The following is a 25,598-nucleotide window of genomic DNA, read 5'->3' as shown; positions in this document are numbered from 1 at the left end:
GTTGAGGCGTCGGCCACCGGGAGGCCTCCCGGCGGCCGACGCCGGAAACCGACCTAAAGAGCAACGGAGTCGGTTGGCCTGTTGGACAGCGCCGTGGGGAGAGGAGAGGAATGAACATCGTCGTTCTGGTCAAGCAGGTGCCGGACACGTATTCCGAGCGGCGGCTCGCGGGTGCGGATCACGCGTTGGATCGTGAGTCGGCGGATGCGGTGCTGGACGAGGTCAACGAGCGTGCGGTGGAGGAGGCGCTGCAGATCACCGAGGCACAGGGCGGTGAGGTCACCGTTGTGTGCATGGGCCCGGATCGCGCCACAGATGCGATTCGCAAGGCGTTGTCGATGGGTGCGGACAAGGCGGTGCACCTATCCGATGGGGCGCTGGGCGGCACCGACGCGCCGGCGACGGCGCGGGCGCTGGCGAAGGTTATCGGCACCGTCGAGGACGTCGACTTGGTGATCGCCGGTAACGAGGCGACCGACGGCCGCGTGGGCGCGGTCCCGGCGATGGTGGCCGAGGTGCTGGGCTGGCCGCAGCTGACCTTCGCGCGCAAGGTCGAGACCGACGGTTCCAGCGTGAAGGCCGAGCGGGAGACCGACGCGGGCATCGTCAACGTCGAGGCTGGGTTGCCGGCGGTTGTGTCGGTGACGGAGAAGATCAACGAGCCGCGGTATCCGTCCTTCAAGGGGATCATGGCGGCGAAGAAGAAGCCGGTCAGCGTGCTTTCGCTGGCGGACGTGGGGATCGAGGTGGGCGAGGTCGGGCTGGCTGGCGCCGCCTCGCAGGTGGTGGCCTCGGCGCCGAAGCCGCCGAAGGCCGCGGGTGTGAAGGTCACCGATGAGGGCGAGGGTGGCGTGGCCGTCGCCGGGTTCCTGGCCGGCGAGAAGCTGGTCTGACGCCGTCTGCGGTATTTCGAGGAGAGGAAGTTATGGCTGAGGTTCTGGTCCTCGTCGATCATGTGGACGCTGAGGTCAAGAAGGTCACGTTCGAGCTTTTGACGGCGGCGCGGCGGTTGGGTGAGCCGTCGGCGGTCGTGGTCGGTGAGCCGGGCACCGCCGGGAAGCTGACCGAGTCGCTGGCGGCCTATGGCGCGGCGAAGGTTTATTCCGCGGAGTCGGCGGAGGCGGCGGGCTTTCTGGTGACCCCGCAGGTGGACGTGCTGTCCGGCTTGGTGGGTTCGGTGTCGCCGGCGGCGGTGCTGGTGCCGGCGACAGTGGATGGCAAGGAGATCGCCGGGCGGCTGGCGCTGCGGCTGGGCTCGGGTCTGCTCTCGGAGGTCGTGGACCTCGACGGCGACGGTGTCGGGGCGCACTCGTTGTTCGGCGGCGCGTATGACGCGAAGGCCAGGATCACGAAGGGCACGCCGGTGATCACGGTGCTGCCGGGTGCGATCGAGGCCGAGGCGGCCGAGGGTGCCGCGGCGGAAGAGGCCGTGGAGGTTCCGGCGCAGGATGCGTCCAAGGCGGCGCGGATCACCGGGCGGCGGCCGGTGGAGGCCGGGGACCGCCCGGAGCTCACCGAAGCGTCGATCGTGGTTTCCGGCGGCCGGGGTGTCGGCTCGGCGGAGTCCTTCGAGGTGGTGGAGAAGCTGGCCGACTCGATGGGTGCGGCGGTCGGTGCCTCGCGTGCGGCGGTGGATTCCGGGTATTACCCGCACCAGTTCCAGGTCGGGCAGACCGGTAAGACCGTCTCGCCGCAGCTGTACATCGCGCTGGGGATCTCGGGTGCGATCCAGCATCGGGCCGGTATGCAGACGTCGAAGCGGATCGTGGCGGTCAACAAGGACCCCGAGGCGCCGATCTTCGAGATTGCCGACTTCGGCGTGGTCGGGGACCTGTTCACCGTCGCGCCGCAGCTCACCGAGGAGATCACCAAGCGCAACGGCTGACCGGGGAGTCTCGCGGGCAGGCCTCGAAGCCGGTGGCTGACATCGAGCCCGTCAGCTGCCGGCTTCGGTCGGCAGTACTGTCCTCAAAGGACTCGACAGGATTCGTGGGCCGCTCGTTTTCCCGGTGTGCAAAAGAGAAATTCTGATTGAAGGGCTATTGCATGGGTGCCGTGCAGCTGGTCCTGGGCTTGATGTGTCTCGCCGTGACCGCGTTCGAGTTCCCGCTGCTGGGTGCGTCCGGCCCGTGGAACCTGCTGGTTGAGATCCTGGGGATCTCAACCACGATCGCCGGCGGGTTCTGGCTGATCGGGGTGCGCCAGGCCAATCACCCGCGCCGGGCGGGGCGGGTGTCGCGGTTTGCGGGTTCGAATTTAAGGCAGGCGTATTTCGTCAAGGCCGTGGTGGTGCTGGAAGGCGCGGGCATCATGGGTCTCCGCGCGTTCAAGGAATCCTCGGGCCTGTTGCACGCGGCGGTGTGGTCGGCTCCGGTCTCGTACCTGCTAGGCAGCGCGCTGCCGGCGAGCCGGGCGGCGGCGAGGAGCTCGCGGTCATCGACCCGGAGGTACTGTGGTCGTGCACCAACTGCGGGGCGTGCGTGGACCAGTGCCCGGTGGATATGGAGCACGTCGACTACATCGTGGATATGCGCGCCGCTACCAGGTGTTGATCGAGTCGAACTTCCCCACTGAGCTGGGCGGGATGTTCAAGAACCTGGACAACAAGGGCAACCCGTGGGGCCAGAACGCCAAGGACCGGCTCGCCTGGGCCGAGGAACTCGACTTCAAGGTGCCGGTCTTCGACGGTGATCTGGGCAAGGATGTCGAATACCTGTTCTGGGTCGGCTGCGCCGGGGCGTTAGAGGGCGAAGAAGACCCCGGGAGATGCGCCTGATCCAGCGGCAGAACGAGAACCAGGCCTTCGAAGACGTCGAGATCGTCGACTTGGCGCAGCTGCTGCTCCCGGCAGTCAAACACGGCACCGATCGTGCACAGGCAACGCATCATTCCCCACGAGTTTCCCGTCGATATGAGAGAGGTCGGTTCATGGTCAGCCACGAAATGCTAAAAGTGATCGATAGCATTACCGATTTTCCCTTGGATGTTCCGGGGCAGCGGCGCCACTACGAGAGGGTGTGGCGGGCAGTGCCGGTCGACGAGGACATCCGCTCTGAGCCTGCGGACCTGGGTGGTATCGGCGGAGCACGGTCGGAATGGGTGTGGACGGGCGAGCAGGCTAGCGATGCCTGCTTCATGTACTTCCACGGTGGCGGCTACGTGTGCGGCGAGCCGTGGATGTGGCGGCAGTTCAACGGGACGCTGTCGCGAGCGTCGGGCATGCGGTGCCTCGCCTTCGACTACCGGCTTGCGCCGGAGTACCCGTTCCCGACGGCCGTCAGCGACTCGTTCGACGCCTACCGCTGGCTACTCAACGGCGGTGTCAGTCCCCAAGAGATCGTGTTGACGGGCGACTCGGCGGGCGGGGCTCTCGTGTTGGCTGTACTCGTCGAGCTACGCGAGAAGGGCCTGCCGCTGCCGGCGGGTGGCGTGGTGATGTCGCCCTGGACCGATCTGGAGCTCCGTGGCGAATCGATGACCCCGGCCACCAATGATCCGCTCACCACCGAGGAGTCAGCGGGGTCGATGGCGCGGCTGTACCTCGACGGTCAGGACCCGCGTAGCCCACTCGCCTCGGTCCTCTACACCGACCTCACCGAGCTCCCGCCGGTGCATGTCGAGGCGGGCACCAGGGACGTGTTGTACAGCGACTCCACCCGGCTAGTCGAAAAGCTGACGGAAGCCGGGAACGACGTACGTTTCCATTCGGTCCCCGGAGCCATCCATTCCTACCCGGCGCTGGCCGGGGGAACCCCGGAAGCAGCGGAGGCAATCGACCGGATGGCAGATTTCATGATCACGGTCACCGGTCGCAGAAGTTCAGTTCCCCACGAGTAAACGGACTGCCGGAACAGATCCTAAGCTGCTGGCAGACCGGATCAACTCCGATCTCGGCTGGCCTGCGGGGGTCGCCGCGTCAAACCGCAGTGACCCCCGCGTCGGCTCACATGGCGCTTGCCAACCGGTCGGCCAGCAGACGGGTGAAGCGGGACGGGTCGCTGAGCTCGCCGCCCTCGGCCAGCAGCGCCGTGCCGTGCAGCAGCTCGGCGGTTTCGGCGAGTTCGACGTCGTCACCGCGCTCCTCGTGAGCTTTGCGCAGCCCGGCCACCAGCGGGTGTCCCGGGTTCAGCTCGAGAATGCGCTTAACCTGCGGCACCGGCTGTCCCATAGCGCGATACATCCGCTCCATTGCCGGGGTCATATCGTCTGCCGCACTGACCAGGCAGGCGGCCGAAGTGGTCAGCCGTGTCGACAGCCGCACTTCCTTGACGTGTTCGGTGAGTTTGCCGGTCATCCAGGCCAGCAGGTCGGCGAACTCCTTCTGCTTCTCGTCGCGTTCGGTTTCTGAGGCTTCCTTCTCCTCGTCGGTTTCCAGGCCCGCTTCGCCCTTGGCGATCGACTGCAGCGGGGTGCCGTCGAACTCGGTGACCGAATCCACCCACACCTCGTCGACGGCGTCGGTGAGTAGCAGCACCTCGTAGCCCTTGGCGCGGAAGGCCTCCATGTGCGGCGAGCTTTCGATGATCGACCGCGACGAACCGGTCATGTAGTAAATATGCCGCTGACCTTCCTTCATTCGTTCCACGTACTGCCGCAGCGTGGTCTGTTGCTTCGGGTCGTGGGTGGAGGAAAACGACACCAGCTCCAGAATGGTATCCCGGTTGTCCGGATCGCTGAGTAGGCCTTCCTTGACGGCGGCGCCGAATTCGGTCCACAACGACCGGTAACGCTCGACGTCGTCATTGAGCAGACTCTGCACCGAGGAAAGCACCTTCTTGGTCAACCGCCGGCGTATCAGGCTGATCTGGCGATCCTGCTGCAGGATTTCCCGCGACACGTTCAGCGATAGGTCCTGGGCGTCCACCACGCCCTTGACGAACCGCAGGTACTCCGGGAGGAGAGTCTCGCAGTTATCCATGATGAACACGCGCTTGACGTAGAGTTGGACGCCGCGTTTCGCGTCCCGGGTGAACAGATCCGCCGGTGCGTGCGCGGGCAGGAACAGCAGCGCTTGGTACTCAAAGGTACCTTCGGCCCGGAGCGGGATAATCTCCAGCGGATCCCGCCAATCGTGGCTGACGTGCTTGTAGAAGTCGTTGTATTCCTTATCGGAGACCTCATCGCGGGCACGCGCCCACAACGCCTTCATGGAGTTGAGGGTTTTCAGCTCCCGCTTATTCTCTCCCTCGGAGTCCTTGCTCTCGATCTCCATCTTGATCGGCCAGGTGATGAAGTCCGAGTATCGCCGGACGAGTTCCCGGATCTTCCATTCCGAGGTGTAGTCGAAGAGGTTGTCCTCGTCGTCAGCCGGTTTCAGGTGCAGGGTCACCGCGGTGCCCTGCGGGGCGTCATCCACGGTCTCGATGGTGTAGGTCGCGTCTCCATTTGACTCCCAGCGAGTGGCCTGCTTCTCGCCAGCGCGTTTGGTCAGCAGGCTGATCCGGTCGGCGACCATGAAACTAGAGTAGAACCCGACCCCGAATTGCCCGATGAGTTCCTTCGCCGCCGGGCCGCTGGTGGTCTCCTGCTGTTGCATTTTTTGCAGCAGTTCGGCGGTGCCCGACTTGGCTATGGTGCCGATCAGCCCGACGACCTCATCGCGGGACATGCCGATGCCGTTGTCCCGCACAGTTAGTGTCCGCTGCTCGCGGTCCGTTTCGATTTCGACACGTGGATCGGCGAGATCCACGGCCAGTTCCTTGTCCCGAAAGGCCTCCAATCGGAGCTTGTCCAGCGCGTCGGAGGCGTTGGAGATCAACTCCCGTAGGAAAATGTCCTTATTCGAGTAGATCGAATGCACCATCAACTGCAGCAGCTGCCGCGTTTCGGCCTGGAACTCGAGCGTTTCCACCTGCGTACTCACTGAACTCCTTTCCAAAATCACACCACCAAGCGGCAGATTCCCCGATCCGTCTGCCGTATACGCCACTGCGACCACCACGGGCGCGGCGGCCGAGCGCGTTTCGCCGCGATTATTTCACGCTGCTCCACGAGTCCAGACGAACCCCCGCATTCGGCGGGAGACTGCGGCGTTAGGCGCCGCCAACAGCGTGATCGCGGTGCTCACCAGGTCGTTTCCGGCCAGCCGTCGGCCGTGGAACTCGCGCAGTGGTCGGCCCGCCAAATCCGGCCCGGGCATCAGCAGCCGGGCATGGAAGGTCTCGGCGGTCCGGTCGACGGTGATGGAGGCGTCCTCGACCTCGGCCCAGCGACGAGCCAGCGGGAACCGGGCCTCGTGGACCGATTCCTTGGCGCTGAACAACAACCGGTCCCAATTCGTCGTCCGGCCGGTAGCGAGTGGTTGCATCCGGGTGTTCCGGGCGGGCGATGGCCTCCAGCACACCAACGGGCAACGGCTCGTCGGGTTCGGGCGTCGAGCGCGGCTGCGTGGTCCACGGCGGAGGCGGGTGACGTCCACGGAGTGTTCCCGACCGGGAAAGACGCTGGCCCAGGCATTCCCGCAGCGTGGCCAGATGGCGGGTCTGCTCCACCACGAGTTCCCGGCGGAGGGAAACTAACATGCGCAGATCCAGCGTGGTCTCGTCGCTGGTGGTGACCCGTGCCAGCAGCCGCCACGCAGCCGCAGTTGGTCAGCGATGGTCTGAGCGTCGCGGGGGTCGGGCTTGGCCTCGTCGCTCTTGGTGGCGCGGCGGGCTTTGTTGACCACCAGGCCCGGCGTGTCGAGCACGATTTTCAGGCACGTATAAGCCGGCGGTTTAGTCGCGAGGTTCAACTCCAGCCAACCCGACACCGGCCCAACACCATCACCAAATGTCACACCACAATCGTTAAATGACACGCACCGCAAGGCGGGTGAATGCGAACAATGCTAATCTGGAAATCGGGATTTCGGATCTTTGAGTCGAAGCGGTGCAGCGCCGGCGTTTCCCCGTGGTGCTTGCGTTCATGGCGAGGGGTGCGTGATGCCAGTCGGTGTAATTCCAGCCGAGTTGACGAGTTTCGTAGGCCGCCGCCAGGAACTCGCCGTAGTACAGCGGGCACTCGCTGGTGCGCGGTTGGTGACGTTGACGGGTGCGGGTGGAGTAGGGAAAACGCGGTTGGCGTTGCGCATTGCCCACGAGCGCCGTCGGGCCTTTCCTGACGGTTTGTGGTTCGTGGAGCTGTCCGGTCTCACGGACGGGGAGTTGTTGGCCTCGACGGTGGCCAGCGCGGTCGGATTGACCGAACGGTCAAGTCGGCCGCCGTTGGAATCACTGGTGCACTACCTGGCAGACAAGCAGTTGCTGCTGATCCTGGACACCTGTGAGCATCTCCTGTCGCCGTGCGCGAACCTGGTCAGCGCGGTGTTGCGCAGAGCCTCAGGCGTGAAGATCCTTGTAACGTGCCGCGGCGTACTCGACGTTGCCGGCGAACACGTGGTTATCGTCCCGCCATTGTCGTTACCCGACCCTGCGGTCACGTCAGAGCAGGAGATCGCAGGCTGTGAGGCTGTGCGGCTGTTCGCGGATCGGGCAGCAGTTACGGCACCAGATTTCGCGATCAGTGTCGGCAACAACGCCGCGGTCGCAGAGATATGTCGTCGGCTGGACGGAATTCCGTTGGCTATCGAGTTGGCGGTGGCGCAGCTACAGACGTTAACCGTACGGCAGTTGGCATCACGGCTGGAAGACCGTCTCGGTCTGGTGACGAATTGGCGCCAGGGTTTCCCCGCCCGGCAGCAGACGCTGAGGGCGGCCATCGACTGGAGCTTCGACCTGTGCTCACCGCAGGAGAAGGCAATGTGGGCGCGCTTGTCGGTCTTCGCCGGGGGATGCGATCTGGACGGCGCAGAAGCGGTCTGTTACGAAGAGGAGGCCGACCGGTACGAGGTGCTCAAGCTGATCAACGCGCTTCTCGACAAGTCGATCCTTTTCCGTGAAGAACACGGTTCGCAGACCAGGTACCGGATGCTCGACACCATTCGCGAGTACGGCATGCAACGACTGGCCGAGAGCGGCCAGGAAACGATGCTGCGTCGCCGGCACCGCGACTGGGTCCAAGGCCTGGCAGCCCAGGCCGACGCCGAGTTGTTCGGCCCGAGCCAAGGGCGTTGGCTCATTCAGTTGGTCACCGAGCAAGCCAACTTGCGCGCAGCGCTGGAATTCTGCGTGGCCGAACCTCATGAGGTCACGGCGGCGTTGCGTATCCTCAAGCAAACGCTTTTTTTCTGGTTCATCACCGGTCTGCCGGGCGAGGGCCGCTATTGGATCGAGCGAGCGCTGGAGCGTGTTCAACAACCTGGTTTGACCCGAGCCTGGGCGTTGTGGGCCGCCACCCACCTGGCATGTCTGCAAGGCGACCCCGACGCGCCACGGTTGCTACGGGACTACCGCAACTTGGCGCAACAGTTGGGCGACGATTCCGTTCTCGCCGGCGCGGTCTACCTGTCCGGAATGATCGCGCTGTGGCAGCAGGGAGACTTCGCCCAGGCGGCTCCGTTGCTGCGGCAAGCCACCGAAGAACACCGCGCCCACCGTGACACCGTCCACGGCTGGCTCGCATTGCTCAACTGGGCTATGGGCGCCGCCCTGACCGACGACGCCTCCGCCGAACCGCTCAGCGAGGAACTTCTCGTCATGACTCGCGATTCAGGGGCCGAATTCTTCCTGGAATTTGCGCTGTGGACGGCGTGTGTCGCCCAGTTCCGCCTGGGCAACCTCACTCGCGCCACGGCTTTGATCAGCGAAGCGATGCAGCACTGTCATAACCTCAAGGACCGCTGGGGGACGCCCTGGGTCATGGAAGTACTCGCCTGGGTCACGTCCGCGACTCAACCCGGCCCGCGGGCCGCTCAGCTGCTCGGTGCCGCACATACCCTCTGGCGACGTACCGGCGTATCGCTACCAGAGTTGGGTATTTTGATCTCTTCCCGCAATCTGGCCGAGGCCCAACTCCGCAAGTCGCTCGGCGAGCCGGGATTCGACGAATCCTTCCGCGAAGGTCAACACCTGACCTACGAGCAAGCATTGGATCTCGCGCTTACGAAATCACAATCCGCATCATCGGCTGCTCCGTCGCAGCAGAGTACGGAGAGGTCATCGCTGCTGACGCGCCGAGAGGTCCAAGTCGCCGAACTCATCGCCGAAGGCCTGAGCAACAAGGACATCGCTGCACGACTGGTCGTCGCGCCGCGTACCGCTGAAGCCCACGTCGAACACATACTCGTGAAACTCAATTTCACGTCCCGAACACAAATCGTGGGTTGGATACTAGACAGCCGCTCAGCGTGATCCCGGCTCAATAACAGGTCGCGAGGCATCGTCGGATGCCGGTGGGCGTCGTGGTGGGGGTGGCTGGGGTCCACTTCTGTTTGGCGATGCCAGGCGTAGCGAGCAGGTAGATCATCCGTACGAGCAAGATGACGAATCATGCCCGACCACGGACAACCCCAGGTCAGCAATGAAGACGAAGCCTCCGGCTGTGATCGCCTGCGAGCAGGTTCGTGCCGGTGCCGGTGCCGGTGCCGGTGCGTCGGGCGTGGCGACGGCTTGCATGGCTTCGTTGATCACAATTTTCCCTTGGTGTGGAAGGACTTCGACAGGGTCCTTTCAAACGAGGGCTCTTGCCGGCTGCGGGCTTCCGCCAGGCGCACGATGATCGAGTTGAGCAGTGCGGTGGCGGCGACCGTGGAGTTGAAGAAGCTCAAGCTGTCGTGGCGCACCATCAGGAGGTGCAGGAGCGGGTCGATCGGCAGCGGTGCCAGCGCGCTGTCGGTCACGACGACGCAGGAGGCGCCGACGGACACGGCCCGGTTGGCAACCTGGATCGCGCGGTCGTCGTAGACGGGGAAGGTGAACGCCAGGACCGCGTCGCCGGGCTCGATCATTTCGAGGTCGTCGACCAGCGTGCCGCCGATGTCGCCGAGCAGGCGCACCGAGGGGCGCACCTTCCTGAGGTGGAAGTAGGCCTGGTAGGCGAGGCTGAATGAGGTGCGGAACCCGCAGACGTAGACGTTGGTGGCCTCGCCGAGTGCGGTGGTCGCGCGCGTCAGCGCGGCGAGGTCGATCTCGTCGATGGATTGCTGAAGCGCGTCCAGGTCGTTGCGCAACGATTCCAGCGCGACGTCGTGGGTGTCGCGCTCCGTGTGCTCGCCGGATGGCGTTGGCGCGCCGCGAAGTTCTTCCCGGAGCGCGTCCTGCATCTGCGGGAAGCCGTCGTAGCCGATCTTGATCGCGAACCGGACCACGGTCGACTCGCTGACGCCCAGTTTCTCGGCGATCCGCATCGCGGTCAGGGAACCCGCCTCAGCTGCGTGGGATATGCAGAAGCGCGCGATCTTGCGCTGGCTCTTGCTCAGCTGGTCGTAGCGAACCCTGACCCGCTCCGGAAGCGAGTCTGCCCCGTTGTTCACCTGAATCCCCTTCTGACTCGTCCGGTCAGGTCGGCACGTGGTCGGGCCACGCGCATCGTCACCATTGTTCCGGGAGCGGCTTGGGCCATCCGCCCGAGATCGGGCTCCGACACTACACCGATCACCGGATACCCCCCGGTGGGCGGATGGTTGGCGAGGAAGACGAGTGGCTGCCCGGATGGCGGCACCTGGATCGAGCCGGGATGGACGCCTTCCGTCGGCAGCTGGTCGTGGCGGCGCTGGTCGAGGCGCGGGCCGGTCAAGCGCGCGGCGATGCGGTTGACTTCGGTGCTGACCAGCCAGGTCGCTGTGACAAAGGTGCGGCGCGCCTCGTCGGTGAACCAGTCGTCCCGCGGCCCCCAGTGGATTTCCAGGTCGAGCCGTGCGCTGGCGGAGGCGTTTTCGACGAAGACGTCGCTCGGCGTGCCCGGCGTGCCGCGGCAGGATCCGATTGGGATGACGTCGCCGGGCCTCAGCGGGGGAGGTCCCAGGCCGGACAGCGAGTCCGTCGACCGGCTCGACAGCACCGGTGGCACGGCGATGGCGCCGGCTACCGCCAGGTAAGTCCACAGGCCGTAGGCGGGCCGGCCGGTGGTGAGGACGTCGTTGGCTCGGGCGTAGGTCCAGGTGTTCCGCGGTACGGGCACCGTGCCGAGGTAGGCGGGCACCGGTGCGCCGGCGAGGCTAAAGCCGACCGGCTCGGTGAACCGGACCGCGAGCCCGCCCAGCAGGAACTCGATCGCGGCCGCGTCCGGTCGGTTTCCGACCAGGCGGTTTGCCTGGGCCAGGGCCAGCCGGTCCATCGCTCCGGCACGGGGCACGCCGAGGTGGCCGCAGCCGGGTCGGCCGCCGTCCTGGACGGTCGCCTGCGGACCGGTGGTGAGCACTTCCATCAACGGACCTCGTAGAAGACCACGCGATCGCCGACGTCGACGGAGTTCGGCGGTTGGGCCCGCGCGTCCCACAGGGGCGGGCCCGCCCGGGTGCCGATCAGGTTCCACCCGCCGGGAGAATCCAGGGGGTAGATCACCGTGAACTCGTTGGCGATCGCGAGGCTGCCCGAAGGCACCTTCATACGCGGGCTCGGCCTGCGGGGGACGTGCAGGACGTCGGGGAGCGCCGCGAAGAACGCCTGCCCGGGGGCGAACCCGAAGAAGGCGACCCGGTACTCGGTGCCGGAGTGGCGTTCCACGACCTCGCGCACCGACAAGCCGGTGCGCTCGGCGACGGCGGCGAGGTCGGGCCCGTCGTATCGGACTGGGACGACCACCGTCTTGCCGCCGAGCTCGTCCGCATCGGGCAGCTTCGCCGCGCCGATGGCCTGGGCGATCCGGCGCAGCGCTGTGATGTCACCGAGCAGGAAAACCGTCCGCGCGGCGGGGATGACCTCGGTCAGGCCGGGCGCGCACGGGTGGTCGCGCACCCACGCGGCCAGCCGGTGCGGGTCGGATCGCGGCGGGAGCTCGACCAGGAGGCCGCGGTCACCGACGCGTCGCACCGCGGTGACCGCCTCATCCACCGACGGCCACTTTCCCGGACAACGAGCGCAACGCCACTCCAGCTTCCTCCAGAGCTTCGCGGGCGGCTGCGGCTAGTGCCGACGCGCCGGGCGAGTCGGAGTGCACGCACACCGAGGCGACCGGCATGTCGAGCACCGTCCCGTCGATCGCGGTGACGGTGCGCTCGGTGGCGAACTGCACCGCGCGGCGTGCGGCGGCCTGGGGGTCGGTGATCACAGCACCTGGTTCACCGCGCGGGACGAGCAGACCCTCGGCCGTGTAGGCGCGGTCGAGGTAGCCTTCGGCGACCGTGCTCAGGCCCGCGTCCTGGACGGCGCGCCAGAACGCGGTGCCGGGTTGGCAGAGCACGGGCAGGTCCGGGTCGAAGTCCCGCACCGCGTCGATGATCGCCCGGGCATACGATTCGTGCTGCACGGCGGCGTGGTAGAGCGCGCCGTGGACCTTCACGAACGTGATCGGCGCCTGCTCCGCGGAAGCGAACGCCGAGAGCGCGCCCAGCTGGTAGAGCACGTCGTTGCTCAACGTCGCGCGGGGCACCTGGATGAACCGTCGCCCGAAACCGATCACGTCCCGGAAACCCACTTGCGCGCCGATGGCGACGGAGCGCTGGCGCGCGGTCTGGCAGGTGCGCCGCATGATGTCCGGATCGCTCGCGTGGAACCCGCAGGCCAGGTTGGCATCGGTCACCAGGCCCAGCAACACTTCGTCGTCGGCGATGACCCATGCGCCGTAGCCCTCCCCGATGTCGGTGTTCAACGAGAGGGCCGCTGTCGCGGTGGGGTGCGGTTGTGCCATCGTGCCTCCAATCCCTGCCGCCCACATCCGGTCCGGGCGCTCGTTCGACGTGCGAGGGCACCGGTCCGGAGGCGGCTCCGGGGCGTCTGCCGGTAGTTCGCCCGATGCTCGGAGCTTGCATCATTTTCAAATATGACGCAAGTGTGCTCACCGTCAAAGTTGCTGCGCCGGATGTGAATCAAGAAGAGGATTTATCTTCTACTTGACCGAAACAGGGGGTCTGCTGCGATCCGAGAAAGCCGGAACGCGGTCGCCCTTGCGTCATCGTGATGCGTGGTGCAGGATCGGTCGGCATCCGGAGCGCTTCCCCGCCAGACACGGGACCAATTCGTCGATACCGGGTTTCCACCACGTCGACCGCGGCGCTTGGCACCGATCCAACGCCTGCGAGCGGACGAACCTGAGGAGCGAAAGATGCGCAACGCCTCGAACCCCGTCACCACAGCAGTTGCCGCAGTCGGCGCTCGCCTCCTACGCGCCGTACCGGAACCGGCGGCGGCGTCGTGAACCCGGAGGTGGGTGGTTCGGTCGGCATCTTCGACGCGGGGATCGGTGGCCTGCCGTTAGCTGCGATGCTGCGGCGCCGTGCCCCGCAGCATCGGCTGGTGTACCTCGGTGATGCCGCGCGCCGCCCGTACGGTCCCCGCCCAGGTGCCGAGGTCGCACGATTTCTCGGTCAGGCAGAGCAGTTCTTCGTGCGAGCGGGCTGTGATGCGTGGGTCATCGCGTGCAACACCGCTAGCGTGGTGGCTGCAGAAGCCGACGTGGGCGCAATTCCTTTCGTCGACATGGTCTCCGCGGTCCGCGAGGCGGTCCGAATGGCACCGGTGGGTCCGGTGGGAGTACTAGCCACCGCGGGCACCGTCGCCAGTGGAGCGCTACCGCGGGCACTTCCCGAACGGGAGGTGTTCCAGGTGGCCACTGAGGAGCTTTTGCGGTTGGCCGAGGAAGGCGGCGGCGATGACCCGGTCAGGCTGCGGCGCCTCGCCCGGCGGGCAATGGAGCAGATCACTGCGGCGGGCTGCGCGTCGGCCGTTCTGGCCTGTACCGACTTCACCTGCATCCTGGATGCGATGCGCGCCGCGGAACCCGGCTTCGCACTCATCGACCCCGTGGAAAGCGCCGCTGACCTGACCCTCGGCCTGCTCCAGAAACCGGGCAGCCCCCGCGCCGGTCAGGAAGACCTCTTCTGCCTCACTGGGCCACACCCGACCGACGGCGTCGCGTTCGCGTGGGACGCGTTCGGACTCACCCTGCCCCCAGTGCGCACCGTAACCATCGACAACGACCTGATTGGAGTGCACCACCATGAGTGAGATCTACCAGCCGACCAGCCGATTGCTGCGACTGGACGTGCCGGAACGCGCAGCGACGGAGGGCGCGTCGCTGCGCGAACTGGAACGTGAACTCGAACGAACCCCGGTCGGGCCGGATTTCCTCGACATCACCTACGCCGACACCCACCGCTTCCCGCCCGACTCGTGGGTTCTGGACGAGTTCGTCAAAGCCGCCTCGGGCGCGGGGATGACCTACACCCCGTACCGGGGTGACCCAGGAGTTCGCCGAGCCGTGGCCGAACACGTCAGCGCCTTCCTCGGTGAACAGCTCGACCCAGACGGCGAGATCATCCTGACCCCGGGAACCCAAGCAGGTCTCTACACCGCGCTCTCGGCGATCATCGAGCCGGGCGACACCGTGGTGCTGCCCGACCCCGACTACATCACCAGCGAACGATCCGTGCGCTACCTCGGCGCGGACGTCCACCCCGTTCCGCTGCTGTGGCCCGAGGGGGAATCCCCCTGCCTCGACCTGGACGCGCTCGCGGCCGGGTTGCGGCAGGAACCGAAGTTGGTGATGCTCTCGCACCCCAACAACCCGACGGGTGCGGTGTTCGATCCTTCGCACGTGGCGGAGATCGCCGCGCTCGTCGCTGACAGCAGCGCGCTGCTGCTCGTCGACCAGCTCTACAGCAGGCTGGTGTACGACGGCAAACCCTTCGCGCACATGATCTCCGAAGCCGGCATGCGCTCCAGGACCATCACCACGCTCGGCCCGAGCAAGACCGAGAGCCTCAGCGGCTACCGCATCGGCATGGCCGTGGCACCGCCGGAGATCATCGACCGGATGGAAGACGTCATGAGCGTCGCCGCCCTGCGCTGCCCGGCCTACGCGCAGCACATCCTGACCCGCTGGCTCGACGACGACACCGACTACGTCGCCAAGCGCATCGGCGAATACCAGTCCCTGCGCGACGTCAGCGTGGCGGCGCTCAGCGAGATCCCCGGCGTGGACGTCCGGCCCGCCGGCGGCTCGGCGTACCTGTTCCCCGGCTTCCCCGGAATCGACGCCACCGACCAGGAAGTGGCCATCGCGCTCAAGCGCGACGCCGGCCTCGTGGTGAACCCCGGCTACCAGTTCGGCCCCCGCGGCCGCAAGCACTTCCGCATCTGCTTCGCCCAGGACGAGCAGGCTTGGGACGCAGCACTGAAGCGCATGACCGACGTGCTGCACAGCTTGCCCCGCGCCTAGCAACTCAACGCCGAGTTCCACGCTCGCGTTCCCACCAGGCCGGCGAGCCGAAACACTCCCGGCGAGCAGGGTTCGGACTCGCGGACCCTGCCGTGCAACCACCAAGCGCGCCCGCGGAGCAGCGTGGCGTCACGGTCGATATCCGCCACCCACCCAGAGGAATCGAGATGGCAACGACCCAGGAACTCGGAACATCCGAAGTGGACAAGAAGACCCTCCGCCGGGTCACCGTGGCCGGCTCGGTAGGAGTTTTCGTCGAGTTCTACGACTACGGCGTCTATGGCTTCCTGGCCAGCACGATCGCAACCGTGTTCTTCCCCAAGCAGGACGGCACCGCCGCGCTGCTGCTGACGTTCAGTATTTTCGGGCTCACGTTTTTCGTGCGCCCGGTCGGCGGTGTCGTCTGTGGCTATCTCGGCGACCGGATCGGCAGGCAGCGCACGCTGGTCCTGGTGCTGATGCTGATCAGTGGATCGACGGTGGCCATCGGCCTGCTGCCCACCTATGCGGCCATCGGCGTCGCCGCCCCGATATTGCTGCTGGTACTGCGGCTGGCGCAGGGATTCTCCGCCGGCGGCGAGAGCGCTGGCGCGATGTCGTTCGTCGCGGAGTACGCGCCGGAGGGCCGCCGCGGCATGCTCACCAGTCTGTCGCAGCTCGGGTCCTACGCCTCGCTCCTGCTCGGCGCCGTCGTCACCACCGTGCTCACCGAAACCCTCGGCACCGATGAGATGACCGAGTGGGGCTGGCGAATCCCGTTCCTGCTCGCCGTGCCGATGGCCGTGATCGGCTTCTACATTCGCAGCAAGCTCGACGAAACGCCGAAATTCCAACAGCTGCGCAAGGATTCCGCCCCGGCGCGCAACCCGCTGAAGGAAACGCTGGCCTCGGCCGAGCACCGCAAGGCCGTGCTGCTGGCCATCACGATCCCGATCCTCAACGGCACCGGCTACTACGTCCTGTTCAGCTACATGCCCACCTACCTGAACAAGACCCTGCACTTCTCCGTGGTCCAGGGACTGCTGATCACCGTGTGCACCCTGATCGCGATCATCGCCGCGATCCCGTTCGCGGGGCGGCTGTCGGACCGGATCGGCCGCAAACGCACCATCGCCGGGTCGGCGTTTTCCCTCGTGGTCCTCGGCTACCCGTGCTACTGGCTGCTCACGCAGGGCTCGGTCGCGCTGGCCATGATCGGAGGCGTGATCATGGCGCTGCTGTTCGCCGGGCACACCGGCGTGATCCACATCGTGCTGGTGGAGCTGTTCCCCACCCGGCTGCGCTACACCGCCTACGCGCTCGGCTACAACATCTCGACCGCGGCCTTCGGAGGTTCCGCGCCGTTCCTGATGACCTACCTCATCTCGGCCACCGGGGACAGCGCGATGCCCGCTTACTACATGGTGCTCACCGCCGCGGTGACCGCCCTGGCGGTGCTCGCCATCCCGGAAACCGCGCACAGCCCGCTGAAGGAGAGCTGATATGCCCGTTGATCGGCTGATCAAGGTAGCCCGCGTGTTCGACGGGGAGGGCCTCACCGGAGCGACCGGCGATGTGGTGGTCGCGCTCGACGGAACGAAGATCGCCGAGGTCGGACCCGCGGCGGAACTGCAGGCGCGCTGGCGGGGCATCGCGCTCGACCACTACCCGACCGGCACCCTCACCCCGGGGTTGATCGACTCGCACGTCCACCTGACGATGCCGGGGGACGGCACCGCCTACGAACCCGCGGTGAACCGCGAGGCGAGCACCCGATTCGCCGTCGCCGCGCAGAACCTGCGCAAGCACATCGCCGCCGGGGTGACCACCGTGCGCGACCTCGGCTCGCATCCGGACTTCCTGGGCTGGTTGCCGGCCGACCCGAGCGAGCTGCCGCGTCTGCTGCGCTACGGCATGCCGGTGACCGGAGTGCGCGGGCACATGCACCTCTTCGGCGGTGGAGCCGCCGACGCCGCGCAGGCCCAGAAGATCGCGCGCCGCAACATCGAGCTCGGCGCTGACGGAATCAAGATCGCAGCAACCGGCGGCGGTACCCTGAACACCGTCCCGCACGAGGAAACACTCACCGCGGAGCAGATCGGTGCCGCGGTGTCGGTCGCGCACGAGCACGGGCTGCTGTCCACGACGCACGCCCTGTCGAACGAAGCCATCCGACGGGCCGTCCTCGCCGGCAGCGACGGCATCGAGCACATCGCGTTCCTCACCCCGGATGGCTCCACCGGGTTCGACGAGCGACTCGCCGAACTGGCCATCGCACACGGCACGACATTCGGATCCACGCTGGGCTGCAACTTCCACTACATCCGCGACGCGGAGGCAGGCCGGATCTCCGCTGACGAGCTCGACGAACAGCGACAACGAACCTCGTACTACGTCAGCAACGCCGGGCGGCTGCGGATGATGGGCGCGCGCATCGCACCGGCCTCCGACGCCGGGTGGAAGCACACGGCATTCGGTGACTTCGCCAGCGAACTGCACCTGCTCGTGCTCGCCGGTTACCAGCCCGCCGAGGTGCTGCGCATGGCCACCAGCGGCAACGCCGAGTACCTGCGCCTGGCCCACGAGATCGGCTTCGTGCGCGAAGGGCACATCGCCGACCTGGCCGTGTTCGACGGCGACCCCACCCACGACATCGAGGCCACCCGCGCGGTCCAGGCGACCTACCGCGCCGGCCGCCGCGTCATCTGACGAAAGTAGGGAAGTTGTTCCGGTGAAAGAAAAAGTTGTCGTTGCGGCCGTGCAGATGGACGTATCCCTCCTCGACGCGAGCAAGAACCTGGATCGGATGAAAACCGCGATCGAGGCGGCCAGGCTGGCGCAGGACGTGGATCTGGTCGTCTTTCCCGAGCTGGCGAACATCGGGTACATCAAAGGCCGCGACAAGCAGTTCGGCGGGCGGTATATCAAGCACGCGGAGAAGATACCGGGTGAATTCACCCAAGCTCTAGGCGAATTGGCGGACGAGCACGACGTCCACATCATCTCCGGAATGGCCGAGGCGCACCCCACGATCCCCGGGACCCTCTACAACTCCGCCGTCCTGATCGGCCCGACCGGAGATCTGCTGGGCGTACACCGGAAAGCGCACATCCCCGGGTACGAGAAGCATTACTTCGTGCCCTCGCAAACCCACGCCAGCGATGTGTTCGAAACCGATCTGGGCACGATCGGAATCGGCGTCTGCTACGACAACCAGTTCGCGGAACTGACCAGGACGTACGCGTTGAAGGGCGCCGAGATCCTGGTGATGCTGTGGAACATGCCCAGCTTCTCCAACGGCGGCACCATACTCCACAACCTCACCTCGGTGCGCGCCTTCGAGAACAGGATGTACTCCGTTTCCTGCAACAGGATCGGTGAAAACCACGAGATCGAATTCTTCGGATACAGCGCGATCGCCAACCCGGTGGGCGAGCTGATCGCGTCCGCGGAGGGCGGGGAAGCCATCATCTACGGCGTTCTGGAACGAGATGCGCTTCTCGAGGAAAGATCTCAAATGACCATCTTCAGGGACCGGCGGCCCGACTTGTACGGCGAGGTGGTCAAACCCCTCTGAACCCCTCTGAATAGCGGCTAGCGGACGAACCGGGCCTGCCTGGCCAGCAGCCACATCCGTTGCCGCTCGGACGTCGACCAGCTTCCGGAAGCCGGTGGAAATGCGGGGGTTTCGCCGCGGTACCGGCAGCGGGCGCGTCGCATCGCGAGGTTCCCCCGCTTTGCCGGAGACTTGGTAATCAGGATTCGTCCGGCTTGGCTGGGATCGTAGCCGAGCCGGTCTGTTGCCGGATACTCCATGCCTCCTCGTACTCGTCGGGGGACAGTCCGCCGAGCCGTTTCTGGATGCGGCGGGGGTTATACCAGCCGTCGATGTAGCGGAAGATCGCTGAATCGGCCTCGGCGCGAGTGGCGAAAGTGTTGCCAGGCCAGTAGATCAGCTCGGTCTTGATGGTCGACCACAGGTTCTCGACGAGCGCGTTGTCAAACGAGTCGCCGACGCTGCCTGTCGACGGAGCGATGCCCGCATCGGCCAGGCGCTGGGTGAACCGCAGCGCGGTGTTTTGACAGCCCTTGTCGCTGTGATGGATCAACTGTCCATCCTGGACATTACGGGATCGTAGGGCGTAGTCCAGCGCGGTGATCACCAACGCGGTGTCCGCGCGGGCGGCGGTGGCCCAGCCGACGACCTTGTTAGAGAACGCATCCCGCACCGAGGCCAGCCACAACACCCCCTGACTGGTCAGGATCCGGGTCAGATCGGCCACCCACAGCCGGTTCGGCTCGTCGGCGTCGAACTGCCGGTCGACCAGGTCCGGGGCGGCGGTGTGCCGGGGGTTCTGCTTAGTCGAGCCACCTTTCCAACCCCGGCGCAGGAACGCGCCAGCCAGGCCGTGTTCGCGCATGATCCGCTCGACGCGCTTACGGCCCACCCGTATCCCCTGGCGGCGCAACTCCAGCCACACCCGCGGGGACCCGTACGTACCGGCGAACTCGTGCGCCGTGCGGATCTTGACGATCATCTCCAGCAGCTGCGCGTCCTCCAACTGACGGTGGCTGGGCGCAGCCTGACGGGCCCGCCAGTCGTAGTAGGTCGACGCTAGGATGCCCAGGACCCGCAGTACGAGATCGACCGAGAACGTGTGGGCGTCAATGAAGCTCATGACGTCCTCCGGGTCGGGGCGATCTCGGAGGCGAAATAAGCGCTGGCCGCCCGCAGCACCTCGTTGACGCGCTTGAGCTCGGCGTTCTCCCGCTTGAGCCGGCGGTTCTCCTCGACCATCGCGGTGGTCGGCCGGTCGGCGCGCTGGCCATTGTCGGCCTCGTCCTGGCGGATCCAGTTCCGCAGCGCCTCGGGGTGGACGTTCAACTGCTCGGCCAGTCGGCGGATCATCGGCTTGGGGTCAGATTCCCGGTACAGCCGCACCGCCCGTTCACGCAGCTCGTCCGGATACTTCTTGGGGGCAACCACGACGACTTCCTTCCTCGGTTCACAAGATCAAACCTGGTTTGGAAGTCTCCGGGCAACCGGGGGAGCCTCAGTGTGGTCCGTTCCGGGAGGGCTGGTTCCCTCACGACCTGGCCAAGTGGGTACGGCCAAAGGCCACGGGGAGGCCCCAAACCCTCTCTCTGGGCGAGGGCCCCGCCACAAAGCCGATACCGCGGCTTGGTTCGCTCTCGACATCGCCCACCTAAGAAGAATGTAACTGGTCAGGTGTTTGTGGGGCTTGATCGGCATCGTGGGATGATCTTGGGGTGCAGGCCGGGGATGGGCGTCCGTCGTATGACGAGCTTGCCGCCCTGGTCATCGAGCAGGCGCGGGTGATCACGGAGCTTCGGGAGCGGGTCACCGCGCTGGAAGCCGAGAACGCTGAACTGAAGCGCCGGTTGGGTATGGATTCGACCAACTCCTCCAAGCCGCCGTCGTCGGACTCGCCGTTCACCAAACCGACGCCGAAGTCGTTGCGGCGTAAGAGCGGCCGCAAACCAGGCGGCCGGCCAGGGCATCCGGGGTCGACATTGGCGCTGGTCGACAACCCGAACAAGCGGTTGCGGCACGAGCCGGGCCCGTGCGGCGGTTGCGGCGCGGACTTGGCGGACGCCCCGGAGGTGGGCGTGCAACGGCGGCAGGTGTTCGACCTGCCGCCAATGGCGGTGCAGGTCACCGAGCATCAGCTGATCACGCGTCGCTGCGCCTGTGGGGCCACCACGTGCGGCACCGCTCCGGAGGGCGTGGGGTCGCCGGTGCAGTACGGGCCACGGGTCAGCGCGATCATCCTCTACCTCTACGTTGGGCAGTTCCTGTCGAAGAAACGCACCGCGCAGGCGCTGGCCGAGTTGTTTGGCACCCCGGTCTGCGAAGCCACCGTGGCCAGAATGACCATGCGGGCCGCTGACTGCCTGGCCGGCTTCCTCGCCCAAGTCAAAGACCGTGTCGCAGAGGCCGGGGTGGCCGGTTTCGATGAGACCGGTCTGCTGGTGGCGGGCACGCTGCACTGGGTGCACTGCGCCCGCACCGACAAGTACACCGTGGTCACCTGCCACCCCAAGCGTGGCAAGAAGGGCATCGACGACGCCGGTGTTCTCGGCCGGTTCCATGGTGTCGCGGTGCACGACGCGTGGGCCCCGTACGACACCTACGCCGATGTCGGACATCAGCTCTGTTGTGCGCATGCGCTGCGAGAGCTGGCCGGTGTTGCCGACACCGCACCGTCTGATGCCCTGTGGTGTTGGGCCGGACAGGCCTCCGACGCGCTCGTGGCCATGCAAAAGCTGGTCGCCGAAGCCATCGCCACCGAGGCCCCGGTTCTCGACCAGGACGCGCTTGGCAAGCAGGTCCAGCTCTACCGCTCGGCCGTCCAGATCGGCATCACCCAGACCGCCGCTCGGACCGGCACGGTGATGAAGAAGCACAACGCGCTCGCCCGCAGGCTCCTCGACCGGCAAGACGACTACCTCCGTTTCACCACCGACTGGCGAATACCCGCCGACAACAACGGCTCAGAGCGGGACATCCGCATGATCAAGCTCCGTCAGAAGGTCTCCGGGTGCCTGCGCACCCTCACCGGAGCCAAACAGTTCTGCGCGATCCGCAGCTACCTATCTACCGCCGCCAAACACGGCAAGCAATTCTTCGAAGTCCTCGTCATGCTCGCCGAGGGCCGCCCCTGGTTACCCGCGATTCACCGACCTCTACCCGGCAACCTGACCAGTTACCCTCGGACGTATGGCTGCCAATGTTGTTCGGATCCGATCCGACCTGTTTAGCGGTATCTCGCTCGTCGGTGCGGCGATTGTGCTACCGCTGGTATTCGGCTGAACGTCGGGCACGAGCGCGCGGAAACAACAGGTCATTATTCAGCCGGAAGCGACAACTGCTGGTGTGTCGGCGGGTCGAACAGCGTGGCGAAGCCGTCGGTGTTGCTGATCAGCTCGCAGGCCACCGAGAGGACGGATGTGCGGCTGTTTCGAGGTCGCTGGCCGCCATTTGTGCGTGGATCCTGGGTAGGGCGACCGGAACCCTGCGCCAGGCCAACACGGTCGCGCTCGTGGCGCTGGTCGCCGTCCAGCTCGGACAGACCCTGGTCGTGCGCGGACGGACACCACTGGTCATGGCGTGTGCGCTTGTCTCGTTCGTGGCACTGGCCGCTGTCGTCCAAACTCCCGGCCTGAGCCAATTCTTCGGAGCCAGCCCACTATTCCGACACGGCTGGATGATCGCCGCTGGCGCAACGACCGCCGCCACCGCCATCAGCCTCTTGCTCCAACAATGGTGAACCTCCATGCATGACCGTCAAGATCCCTTCACCGCGGCCATCGTCGGGCCCGACTCGGCACAACTTCGAGCAGGCAAGACGTTGGAGCGCCGAGAATTGTGGACGACTCGCTGGCTCCGAAAGCAGCTGCCTCCAGCCGACCGGCGGTGAACTCCTTCGCCGTGATGCTGTTCGGCATTGGGATCTGATCCCGCTTATCTCAGGGAGTACGCGATTCCGTGCAGGATGTCGTGCTCGCTGATGATCAGTTCCGTCGCCCGAGCACATCGCATCACCGCACGCACGCCGAGCGCGCTGACGGGCAGTACGTCGGCCATACCTGTGTGGATTCCGGGCAGCGCTTGTCGCTGGGCGAAGGACATCCCGAGCACCCGCTCTGTCACGTAATCGACCTGGTCGTAGGTCATTCGTGCGTGATGGAGCCTTCGTCCAGGAAACGCGATGGCGGCAACGGTGCCGACTGCTTCGGAGACGCCGAGAAGCCGAGTGCCCGACAAATCGGGAAGTTCGGCCAGCGCCTGATCGGCCAGTGCCGTGATCTCGTCCTGTACCGCCGCGAGTTCGCCCGAGGCTGGAGGATCCGACCGCAGGTGGCGTTCGGTCAGGCGTACGCAGCCCAGGCCGACGGAGACGGATCTGTCCGTGATACCCGCTGTTCCCAGCGCGAGCTGTGTGGACCCGCCACCGATGTCGGCGACCAGGTAGCTCGCCTGCGGAAGACCGCTGGTAGCCCCGGCGAAAGCGAGCCGTGCTTCCTCGTCGCTGGTGATGCCTTCCGGTGCGCAGCCGAGTGTCTCTTGGACCAGGGTGCGGAACTCGTCGCTGTTGGACACTCGTCGGGAGATCCATGTGGTGCACATGCGCACGCGTTCCACACTAGCCGTGGTGATGATTCCTGCGTATTCGGCCAACACGGCGCGCGCCCGTTCGAAGGATTCGCGGGAGATCGAGCCGTGTTCGTCGACTCCCTGACCCAGACGGACGATGTCGAACCGTTTCGCGACTTCCGTCAAATGCCCGTCGGCACCGAGGTCGGCAACCAGCATCCGGATCGAGTTCGTCCCGCAGTCGATCGCCGCTACTCTGCGGCGCCCCACCGCTTTGCCGGTGGGCCGCCGGCTGTGCTGAGTCACGCAGGCCCTCAGCTCTTCTCGGCGGTCAACGACACCGGGTCCACGTGAGTGACGCCGAGCTTGGTCATCCAGTCCTGCTCGGCCAGCGTTCCGATGACGTAGACCGGTTTGCCGATCCCGATGGCGTATCCGAGTTCCCAGGAGCAGTCGTTGCCTATCGGAGGCTGGCAGATCACACATTCCGCTTTATCGATCGCCGTCTGGCACTGCTGCGCGCCACGGGGAAAGTCGAACGTCACCTCATCCTTCGGCAGCCACAACTCCAAGCCGATCGAGGCCGCGAACTTCAGCGCATCCGTGGGATCTGTTTGTTCGTTCTTGCACTTCGCACAGTAGTAAGCGTGCATAGCCCGCCTTTCGATCGACAGCCCGGACAGCGGCTCAGCCGCACGGCCTGAGAATAGAGAAACGATCTCGAGGATGTCAGGTCAAGAAGTGTGATTCTCTGTCGGCATCGCGCATCCTCGAAGCCTGCAAATCCTCACTTGTGGTAACCGGAAACCGCCGTCTAAGTGAACGATTCGTGCTGACCAGGCGACAGCCTGTCCGTTGACAACACGGGAGGAGTACTCCGGAGTACTCCGCGGTCAGAGTTCCTGACCGTCCGACGCTGCACGGCCTGGACACGGCTGGTCCCGGGCGAACATGCGGCCGCTGGCACGGACCGCGGTGTTGCGGCGGTGCGTTCTGGGTTTCTGTCGCGGCGCCCCTTTGAGCGTGACCAGAAGGTTTATGGCGAGGCGTCGAATGGTCGTCCGGCCCGCGGCCACCAGGTGGCTCATCCACCCGCTTCGGCCATGCGACGGATCGCCGACCGCTGCCCAGGACGCGTTCATCACCGCTGGCGCCTCCCTCTCGCTGCCGCACACGCCGCGCCCGGTCGACGTGAACGACGAGATGCTGGCAGAACTTGGACGTGCGCCCAGGGGCGAAGGTGGAAGCAGTCGTCGCGGTCCTGGTCGGGCAAGTCCACGCCGAGCGCCACCAGCCCTGGGGCAGGCACACGGAGACGGTGCCCATGACGGCGGCCAGCTCTTCCTGGTTCGCGGCCAGGCCGAGCACTGCCGTGTCCCAGTCGTCGCTGGTCCGCAGGGAGTATCGGATGGTTGCGTGCAGCAGCCGGACCTTCTGCGCCGTGAGTCAAGTTGATCAGGGTTCGGTGTCCTTTCGGGCAACGTTGAGCGACTTCAGCCGAATCCGCATTCCGAGGTGAGGGGCACCCTTGAGCGGCTCAGCCACCCAAGGGTGCCCCTCACCTCGGAATGCGGCCGAATCCGCGCCGTGGACGCAACCCCGGCGGGCGTGGGGCGTCTTTCTTGCTGACAGAGCGGTGAGAAACCGTTGACACACCTGAGGAAAAGGGAAGCACGATGCTCAAGCGCCACCGTATGACGACCGCCATCACCGGCCTGCTGGGGGGAGCACTGCTGGTCAGCGGCTGCGGAACCGCCGCCGCACTTCAGTCCTCGCCGGCGCCCGGGCATGACGCGCGCAATGTTGGTATGGCCTCGGGCGGGGGCGGCGGGGACATCGGCACGTCGAACTGCTCGGAGGCCGATTTCCTCGCCACCGCGACACCGGTGAAAGGCGACCCCGGCAGTTTCATCGTGGCGTACGGGAACCGGTCGGACAAGACCTGCACGATCAACGGCGGCGTGCCGAACCTCAAGGGCGTGGACATGAGCAACTCGCCGATCGAGGACCTGCCGGTCGAGGACGTGCGGCTTCCCGACGCGCCCAAGGAATTCACCCTCCAGCCCGGTCAGAGCGCGTACGCCGGCATTGGCATGGTCCTGGCCGACAGCGGCGACCCGAACGCTCATGTCCTCACCGGGTTCCAGTCCTCGCTGCCGGACCTGTCCGAGGCCCAGCCGGTCAACGTTCTCGGCGACGGCAACGTGAAGTTCGCCGCGAAGTACCTGCGAGTCAGCTCGCTGGTGTCTACCGCAGACGAGCTGCTGCCCTAATGATCTTTCGGTTTTAGGTTGACCTGCTTGTG

General features: G+C 66.0%; 23 protein-coding genes and 1 pseudogene. 13 read left to right on the top strand and 11 right to left on the bottom strand.

The features are described 5' to 3' along the window. The first annotated feature begins 110 nt into the window (after nt 1–110). The 4 genes and pseudogenes from SSPN_RS0116335 to SSPN_RS44095 all read left to right on the top strand — a co-directional run bounded on the left by SSPN_RS0116335 (nt 111) and on the right by SSPN_RS44095 (nt 3,837). Entirely contained in the window at nt 111–893 is a 783-nt protein-coding gene (locus SSPN_RS0116335; protein WP_010696227.1) for an electron transfer flavoprotein subunit beta/FixA family protein, read from the top strand. 32 nt (nt 894–925) lie between these two features. Beyond that, a complete protein-coding gene (locus tag SSPN_RS0116330; protein ID WP_010696226.1) occupies nt 926–1,885 on the top strand; it encodes an electron transfer flavoprotein subunit alpha/FixB family protein in 960 nt (319 codons plus the stop codon). A gap of 532 nt (nt 1,886–2,417) precedes the next feature. Further along, nucleotides 2,418–2,746, top strand: a pseudogene (locus SSPN_RS62670) (4Fe-4S binding protein); the annotation flags it as partial. Nucleotides 2,747–2,952: 206 nt separating this feature from the next. Then, a complete protein-coding gene (locus tag SSPN_RS44095; RefSeq protein ID WP_044574159.1) occupies nt 2,953–3,837 on the top strand; it encodes an alpha/beta hydrolase in 885 nt (294 codons plus the stop codon). A gap of 106 nt (nt 3,838–3,943) precedes the next feature. Here SSPN_RS44095 and htpG read toward each other — a convergent pair whose 3' ends face one another. From htpG to SSPN_RS54810, 3 genes are all read right to left on the bottom strand, one after another. Beyond that, on the bottom strand, nt 3,944–5,863 hold the full coding sequence (gene htpG, locus SSPN_RS0116310; protein WP_010696222.1) for a molecular chaperone HtpG: 1,920 nt from the start codon (nt 5,861–5,863) through the stop codon (nt 3,944–3,946). A 114-nt stretch (nt 5,864–5,977) separates the two neighbouring features. Further along, nucleotides 5,978–6,307, bottom strand: a complete 330-nt coding sequence (locus SSPN_RS44090) for a hypothetical protein (protein WP_049887605.1) — start codon at nt 6,305–6,307, stop codon at nt 5,978–5,980. Nucleotides 6,308–6,514: 207 nt separating this feature from the next. Beyond that, nucleotides 6,515–6,778: an IS110 family transposase gene (locus SSPN_RS54810; RefSeq protein WP_143539576.1), complete on the bottom strand. Its 264-nt coding sequence runs from the start codon at nt 6,776–6,778 to the stop codon at nt 6,515–6,517. Nucleotides 6,779–6,923: 145 nt separating this feature from the next. Here SSPN_RS54810 and SSPN_RS0116300 point away from each other — a divergent pair, with 145 nt between their 5' ends. Then, complete coding sequence (locus SSPN_RS0116300; RefSeq protein ID WP_044574153.1) at nt 6,924–9,230, top strand: ATP-binding protein; 2,307 nt, start codon at nt 6,924–6,926, stop codon at nt 9,228–9,230. Nucleotides 9,231–9,505: 275 nt separating this feature from the next. Here SSPN_RS0116300 and SSPN_RS56750 read toward each other — a convergent pair whose 3' ends face one another. Genes SSPN_RS56750 through SSPN_RS0116280 form a run of 4 tightly spaced genes read right to left on the bottom strand, consistent with a single transcriptional unit; the run spans nt 9,506 to nt 12,666 of the window. Further along, complete coding sequence (locus SSPN_RS56750) at nt 9,506–10,351, bottom strand: MurR/RpiR family transcriptional regulator (protein WP_010696218.1); 846 nt, start codon at nt 10,349–10,351, stop codon at nt 9,506–9,508. Then, the gene (locus SSPN_RS44085) at nt 10,348–11,244 is read right to left on the bottom strand and encodes a 5-oxoprolinase subunit C family protein (protein ID WP_010696217.1); all 897 of its coding nucleotides are present in this window, start codon (nt 11,242–11,244) and stop codon (nt 10,348–10,350) included. Before SSPN_RS44085 ends, SSPN_RS56750 begins: the two co-directional genes overlap by 4 nt. Beyond that, a complete protein-coding gene (locus tag SSPN_RS0116285) occupies nt 11,244–11,870 on the bottom strand; it encodes a 5-oxoprolinase subunit B family protein (protein WP_010696216.1) in 627 nt (208 codons plus the stop codon). Before SSPN_RS0116285 ends, SSPN_RS44085 begins: the two co-directional genes overlap by 1 nt. Beyond that, nucleotides 11,863–12,666: a LamB/YcsF family protein gene (locus SSPN_RS0116280; RefSeq protein ID WP_010696215.1), complete on the bottom strand. Its 804-nt coding sequence runs from the start codon at nt 12,664–12,666 to the stop codon at nt 11,863–11,865. The genes SSPN_RS0116285 and SSPN_RS0116280 overlap by 8 nt, the downstream gene beginning before the upstream one ends. 503 nt (nt 12,667–13,169) lie before the next feature. Between SSPN_RS0116280 and SSPN_RS44080 the strand changes: the two genes are divergently transcribed. The 5 genes from SSPN_RS44080 (at nt 13,170) to SSPN_RS48950 (ending at nt 18,751) form a co-directional block, all read left to right on the top strand. Continuing rightward, nucleotides 13,170–13,982 carry a glutamate racemase gene (locus SSPN_RS44080; protein ID WP_010696213.1) on the top strand — a complete coding sequence of 271 codons (813 nt, stop codon included), beginning with the start codon at nt 13,170–13,172 and terminating at the stop codon, nt 13,980–13,982. After that, the gene (locus SSPN_RS0116270) at nt 13,975–15,195 is read left to right on the top strand and encodes a pyridoxal phosphate-dependent aminotransferase (RefSeq protein WP_010696212.1); all 1,221 of its coding nucleotides are present in this window, start codon (nt 13,975–13,977) and stop codon (nt 15,193–15,195) included. The genes SSPN_RS44080 and SSPN_RS0116270 overlap by 8 nt, the downstream gene beginning before the upstream one ends. 167 nt (nt 15,196–15,362) lie before the next feature. Continuing rightward, nucleotides 15,363–16,676, top strand: coding sequence for an MFS transporter (locus SSPN_RS0116265; protein WP_010696211.1), 1,314 nt, complete (start codon nt 15,363–15,365; stop codon nt 16,674–16,676). A gap of 1 nt (nt 16,677) precedes the next feature. Further along, complete coding sequence (locus tag SSPN_RS0116260) at nt 16,678–17,883, top strand: amidohydrolase family protein (protein ID WP_010696210.1); 1,206 nt, start codon at nt 16,678–16,680, stop codon at nt 17,881–17,883. A 22-nt stretch (nt 17,884–17,905) separates the two neighbouring features. Then, on the top strand, nt 17,906–18,751 hold the full coding sequence (locus SSPN_RS48950; RefSeq protein ID WP_010696208.1) for a carbon-nitrogen hydrolase family protein: 846 nt from the start codon (nt 17,906–17,908) through the stop codon (nt 18,749–18,751). Between the two features lie 178 nt (nt 18,752–18,929). Here SSPN_RS48950 and SSPN_RS0116245 read toward each other — a convergent pair whose 3' ends face one another. Next, entirely contained in the window at nt 18,930–19,853 is a 924-nt protein-coding gene (locus SSPN_RS0116245; RefSeq protein WP_010696207.1) for an IS3 family transposase, read from the bottom strand. After that, nucleotides 19,850–20,161: a transposase gene (locus tag SSPN_RS0116240; protein WP_010696206.1), complete on the bottom strand. Its 312-nt coding sequence runs from the start codon at nt 20,159–20,161 to the stop codon at nt 19,850–19,852. Before SSPN_RS0116240 ends, SSPN_RS0116245 begins: the two co-directional genes overlap by 4 nt. Before the next feature lie 284 nt (nt 20,162–20,445). Between SSPN_RS0116240 and tnpC the strand changes: the two genes are divergently transcribed. Both tnpC and SSPN_RS62665 read left to right on the top strand, forming a co-directional pair. Next, a complete protein-coding gene (tnpC, locus tag SSPN_RS0116235; RefSeq protein ID WP_010696205.1) occupies nt 20,446–21,957 on the top strand; it encodes an IS66 family transposase in 1,512 nt (503 codons plus the stop codon). After that, nucleotides 21,927–22,466 carry a cation transporting ATPase C-terminal domain-containing protein gene (locus SSPN_RS62665; RefSeq protein ID WP_148271975.1) on the top strand — a complete coding sequence of 180 codons (540 nt, stop codon included), beginning with the start codon at nt 21,927–21,929 and terminating at the stop codon, nt 22,464–22,466. The genes tnpC and SSPN_RS62665 overlap by 31 nt, the downstream gene beginning before the upstream one ends. A 194-nt stretch (nt 22,467–22,660) precedes the next feature. Here the strand turns inward: SSPN_RS62665 and SSPN_RS0116215 are convergent, their stop codons facing one another. Both SSPN_RS0116215 and SSPN_RS0116210 read right to left on the bottom strand, forming a co-directional pair. Continuing rightward, nucleotides 22,661–23,599 carry a Ppx/GppA phosphatase family protein gene (locus SSPN_RS0116215; RefSeq protein WP_202798828.1) on the bottom strand — a complete coding sequence of 313 codons (939 nt, stop codon included), beginning with the start codon at nt 23,597–23,599 and terminating at the stop codon, nt 22,661–22,663. Between the two features lie 8 nt (nt 23,600–23,607). Next, nucleotides 23,608–23,946 (bottom strand): TIR domain-containing protein, encoded by a 339-nt coding sequence (locus tag SSPN_RS0116210; RefSeq protein ID WP_010696202.1) that lies wholly within the window; start codon nt 23,944–23,946, stop codon nt 23,608–23,610. 1,023 nt (nt 23,947–24,969) lie between these two features. Between SSPN_RS0116210 and SSPN_RS0116200 the strand changes: the two genes are divergently transcribed. Next, nucleotides 24,970–25,566, top strand: a complete 597-nt coding sequence (locus SSPN_RS0116200) for a DUF4232 domain-containing protein (protein ID WP_010696200.1) — start codon at nt 24,970–24,972, stop codon at nt 25,564–25,566. The last annotated feature ends 32 nt before the right edge of the window (nt 25,567–25,598 follow it).

Origin of the sequence: Saccharopolyspora spinosa NRRL 18395, assembly GCF_000194155.1 — a bacterium.
Classification (GTDB): Bacteria; Actinomycetota; Actinomycetes; order Mycobacteriales; family Pseudonocardiaceae; genus Saccharopolyspora; species Saccharopolyspora spinosa.
Note: the sequence above shows the minus strand (reverse complement) of the source record. Positions and strands in the feature narration are given on the sequence as shown.

Excerpts from the sequence above, each read along its gene's own strand:
- SSPN_RS0116335 (WP_010696227.1), top strand. The coding sequence starts at position 111 with ATGAACATCGTCGTTCTGGTCAAGCAGGTGCCGGACACGTATTCCGAG.
- SSPN_RS0116330 (WP_010696226.1), top strand. The coding sequence starts at position 926 with ATGGCTGAGGTTCTGGTCCTCGTCGATCATGTGGACGCTGAGGTCAAG.
- SSPN_RS44090 (WP_049887605.1), bottom strand. The coding sequence starts at position 6,307 with ATGCAACCACTCGCTACCGGCCGGACGACGAATTGGGACCGGTTGTTG.
- SSPN_RS0116300 (WP_044574153.1), top strand. The coding sequence starts at position 6,924 with ATGCCAGTCGGTGTAATTCCAGCCGAGTTGACGAGTTTCGTAGGCCGC.
- SSPN_RS44085 (WP_010696217.1), bottom strand. The coding sequence starts at position 11,244 with ATGGAAGTGCTCACCACCGGTCCGCAGGCGACCGTCCAGGACGGCGGC.
- SSPN_RS0116280 (WP_010696215.1), bottom strand. The coding sequence starts at position 12,666 with ATGGCACAACCGCACCCCACCGCGACAGCGGCCCTCTCGTTGAACACC.
- SSPN_RS0116270 (WP_010696212.1), top strand. The coding sequence starts at position 13,975 with ATGAGTGAGATCTACCAGCCGACCAGCCGATTGCTGCGACTGGACGTG.
- SSPN_RS0116265 (WP_010696211.1), top strand. The coding sequence starts at position 15,363 with ATGGCAACGACCCAGGAACTCGGAACATCCGAAGTGGACAAGAAGACC.
- SSPN_RS0116260 (WP_010696210.1), top strand. The coding sequence starts at position 16,678 with ATGCCCGTTGATCGGCTGATCAAGGTAGCCCGCGTGTTCGACGGGGAG.
- SSPN_RS0116245 (WP_010696207.1), bottom strand. The coding sequence starts at position 19,853 with ATGAGCTTCATTGACGCCCACACGTTCTCGGTCGATCTCGTACTGCGG.
- SSPN_RS62665 (WP_148271975.1), top strand. The coding sequence starts at position 21,927 with ATGTTGTTCGGATCCGATCCGACCTGTTTAGCGGTATCTCGCTCGTCG.
- SSPN_RS0116210 (WP_010696202.1), bottom strand. The coding sequence starts at position 23,946 with ATGCACGCTTACTACTGTGCGAAGTGCAAGAACGAACAAACAGATCCC.
- SSPN_RS0116200 (WP_010696200.1), top strand. The coding sequence starts at position 24,970 with ATGCTCAAGCGCCACCGTATGACGACCGCCATCACCGGCCTGCTGGGG.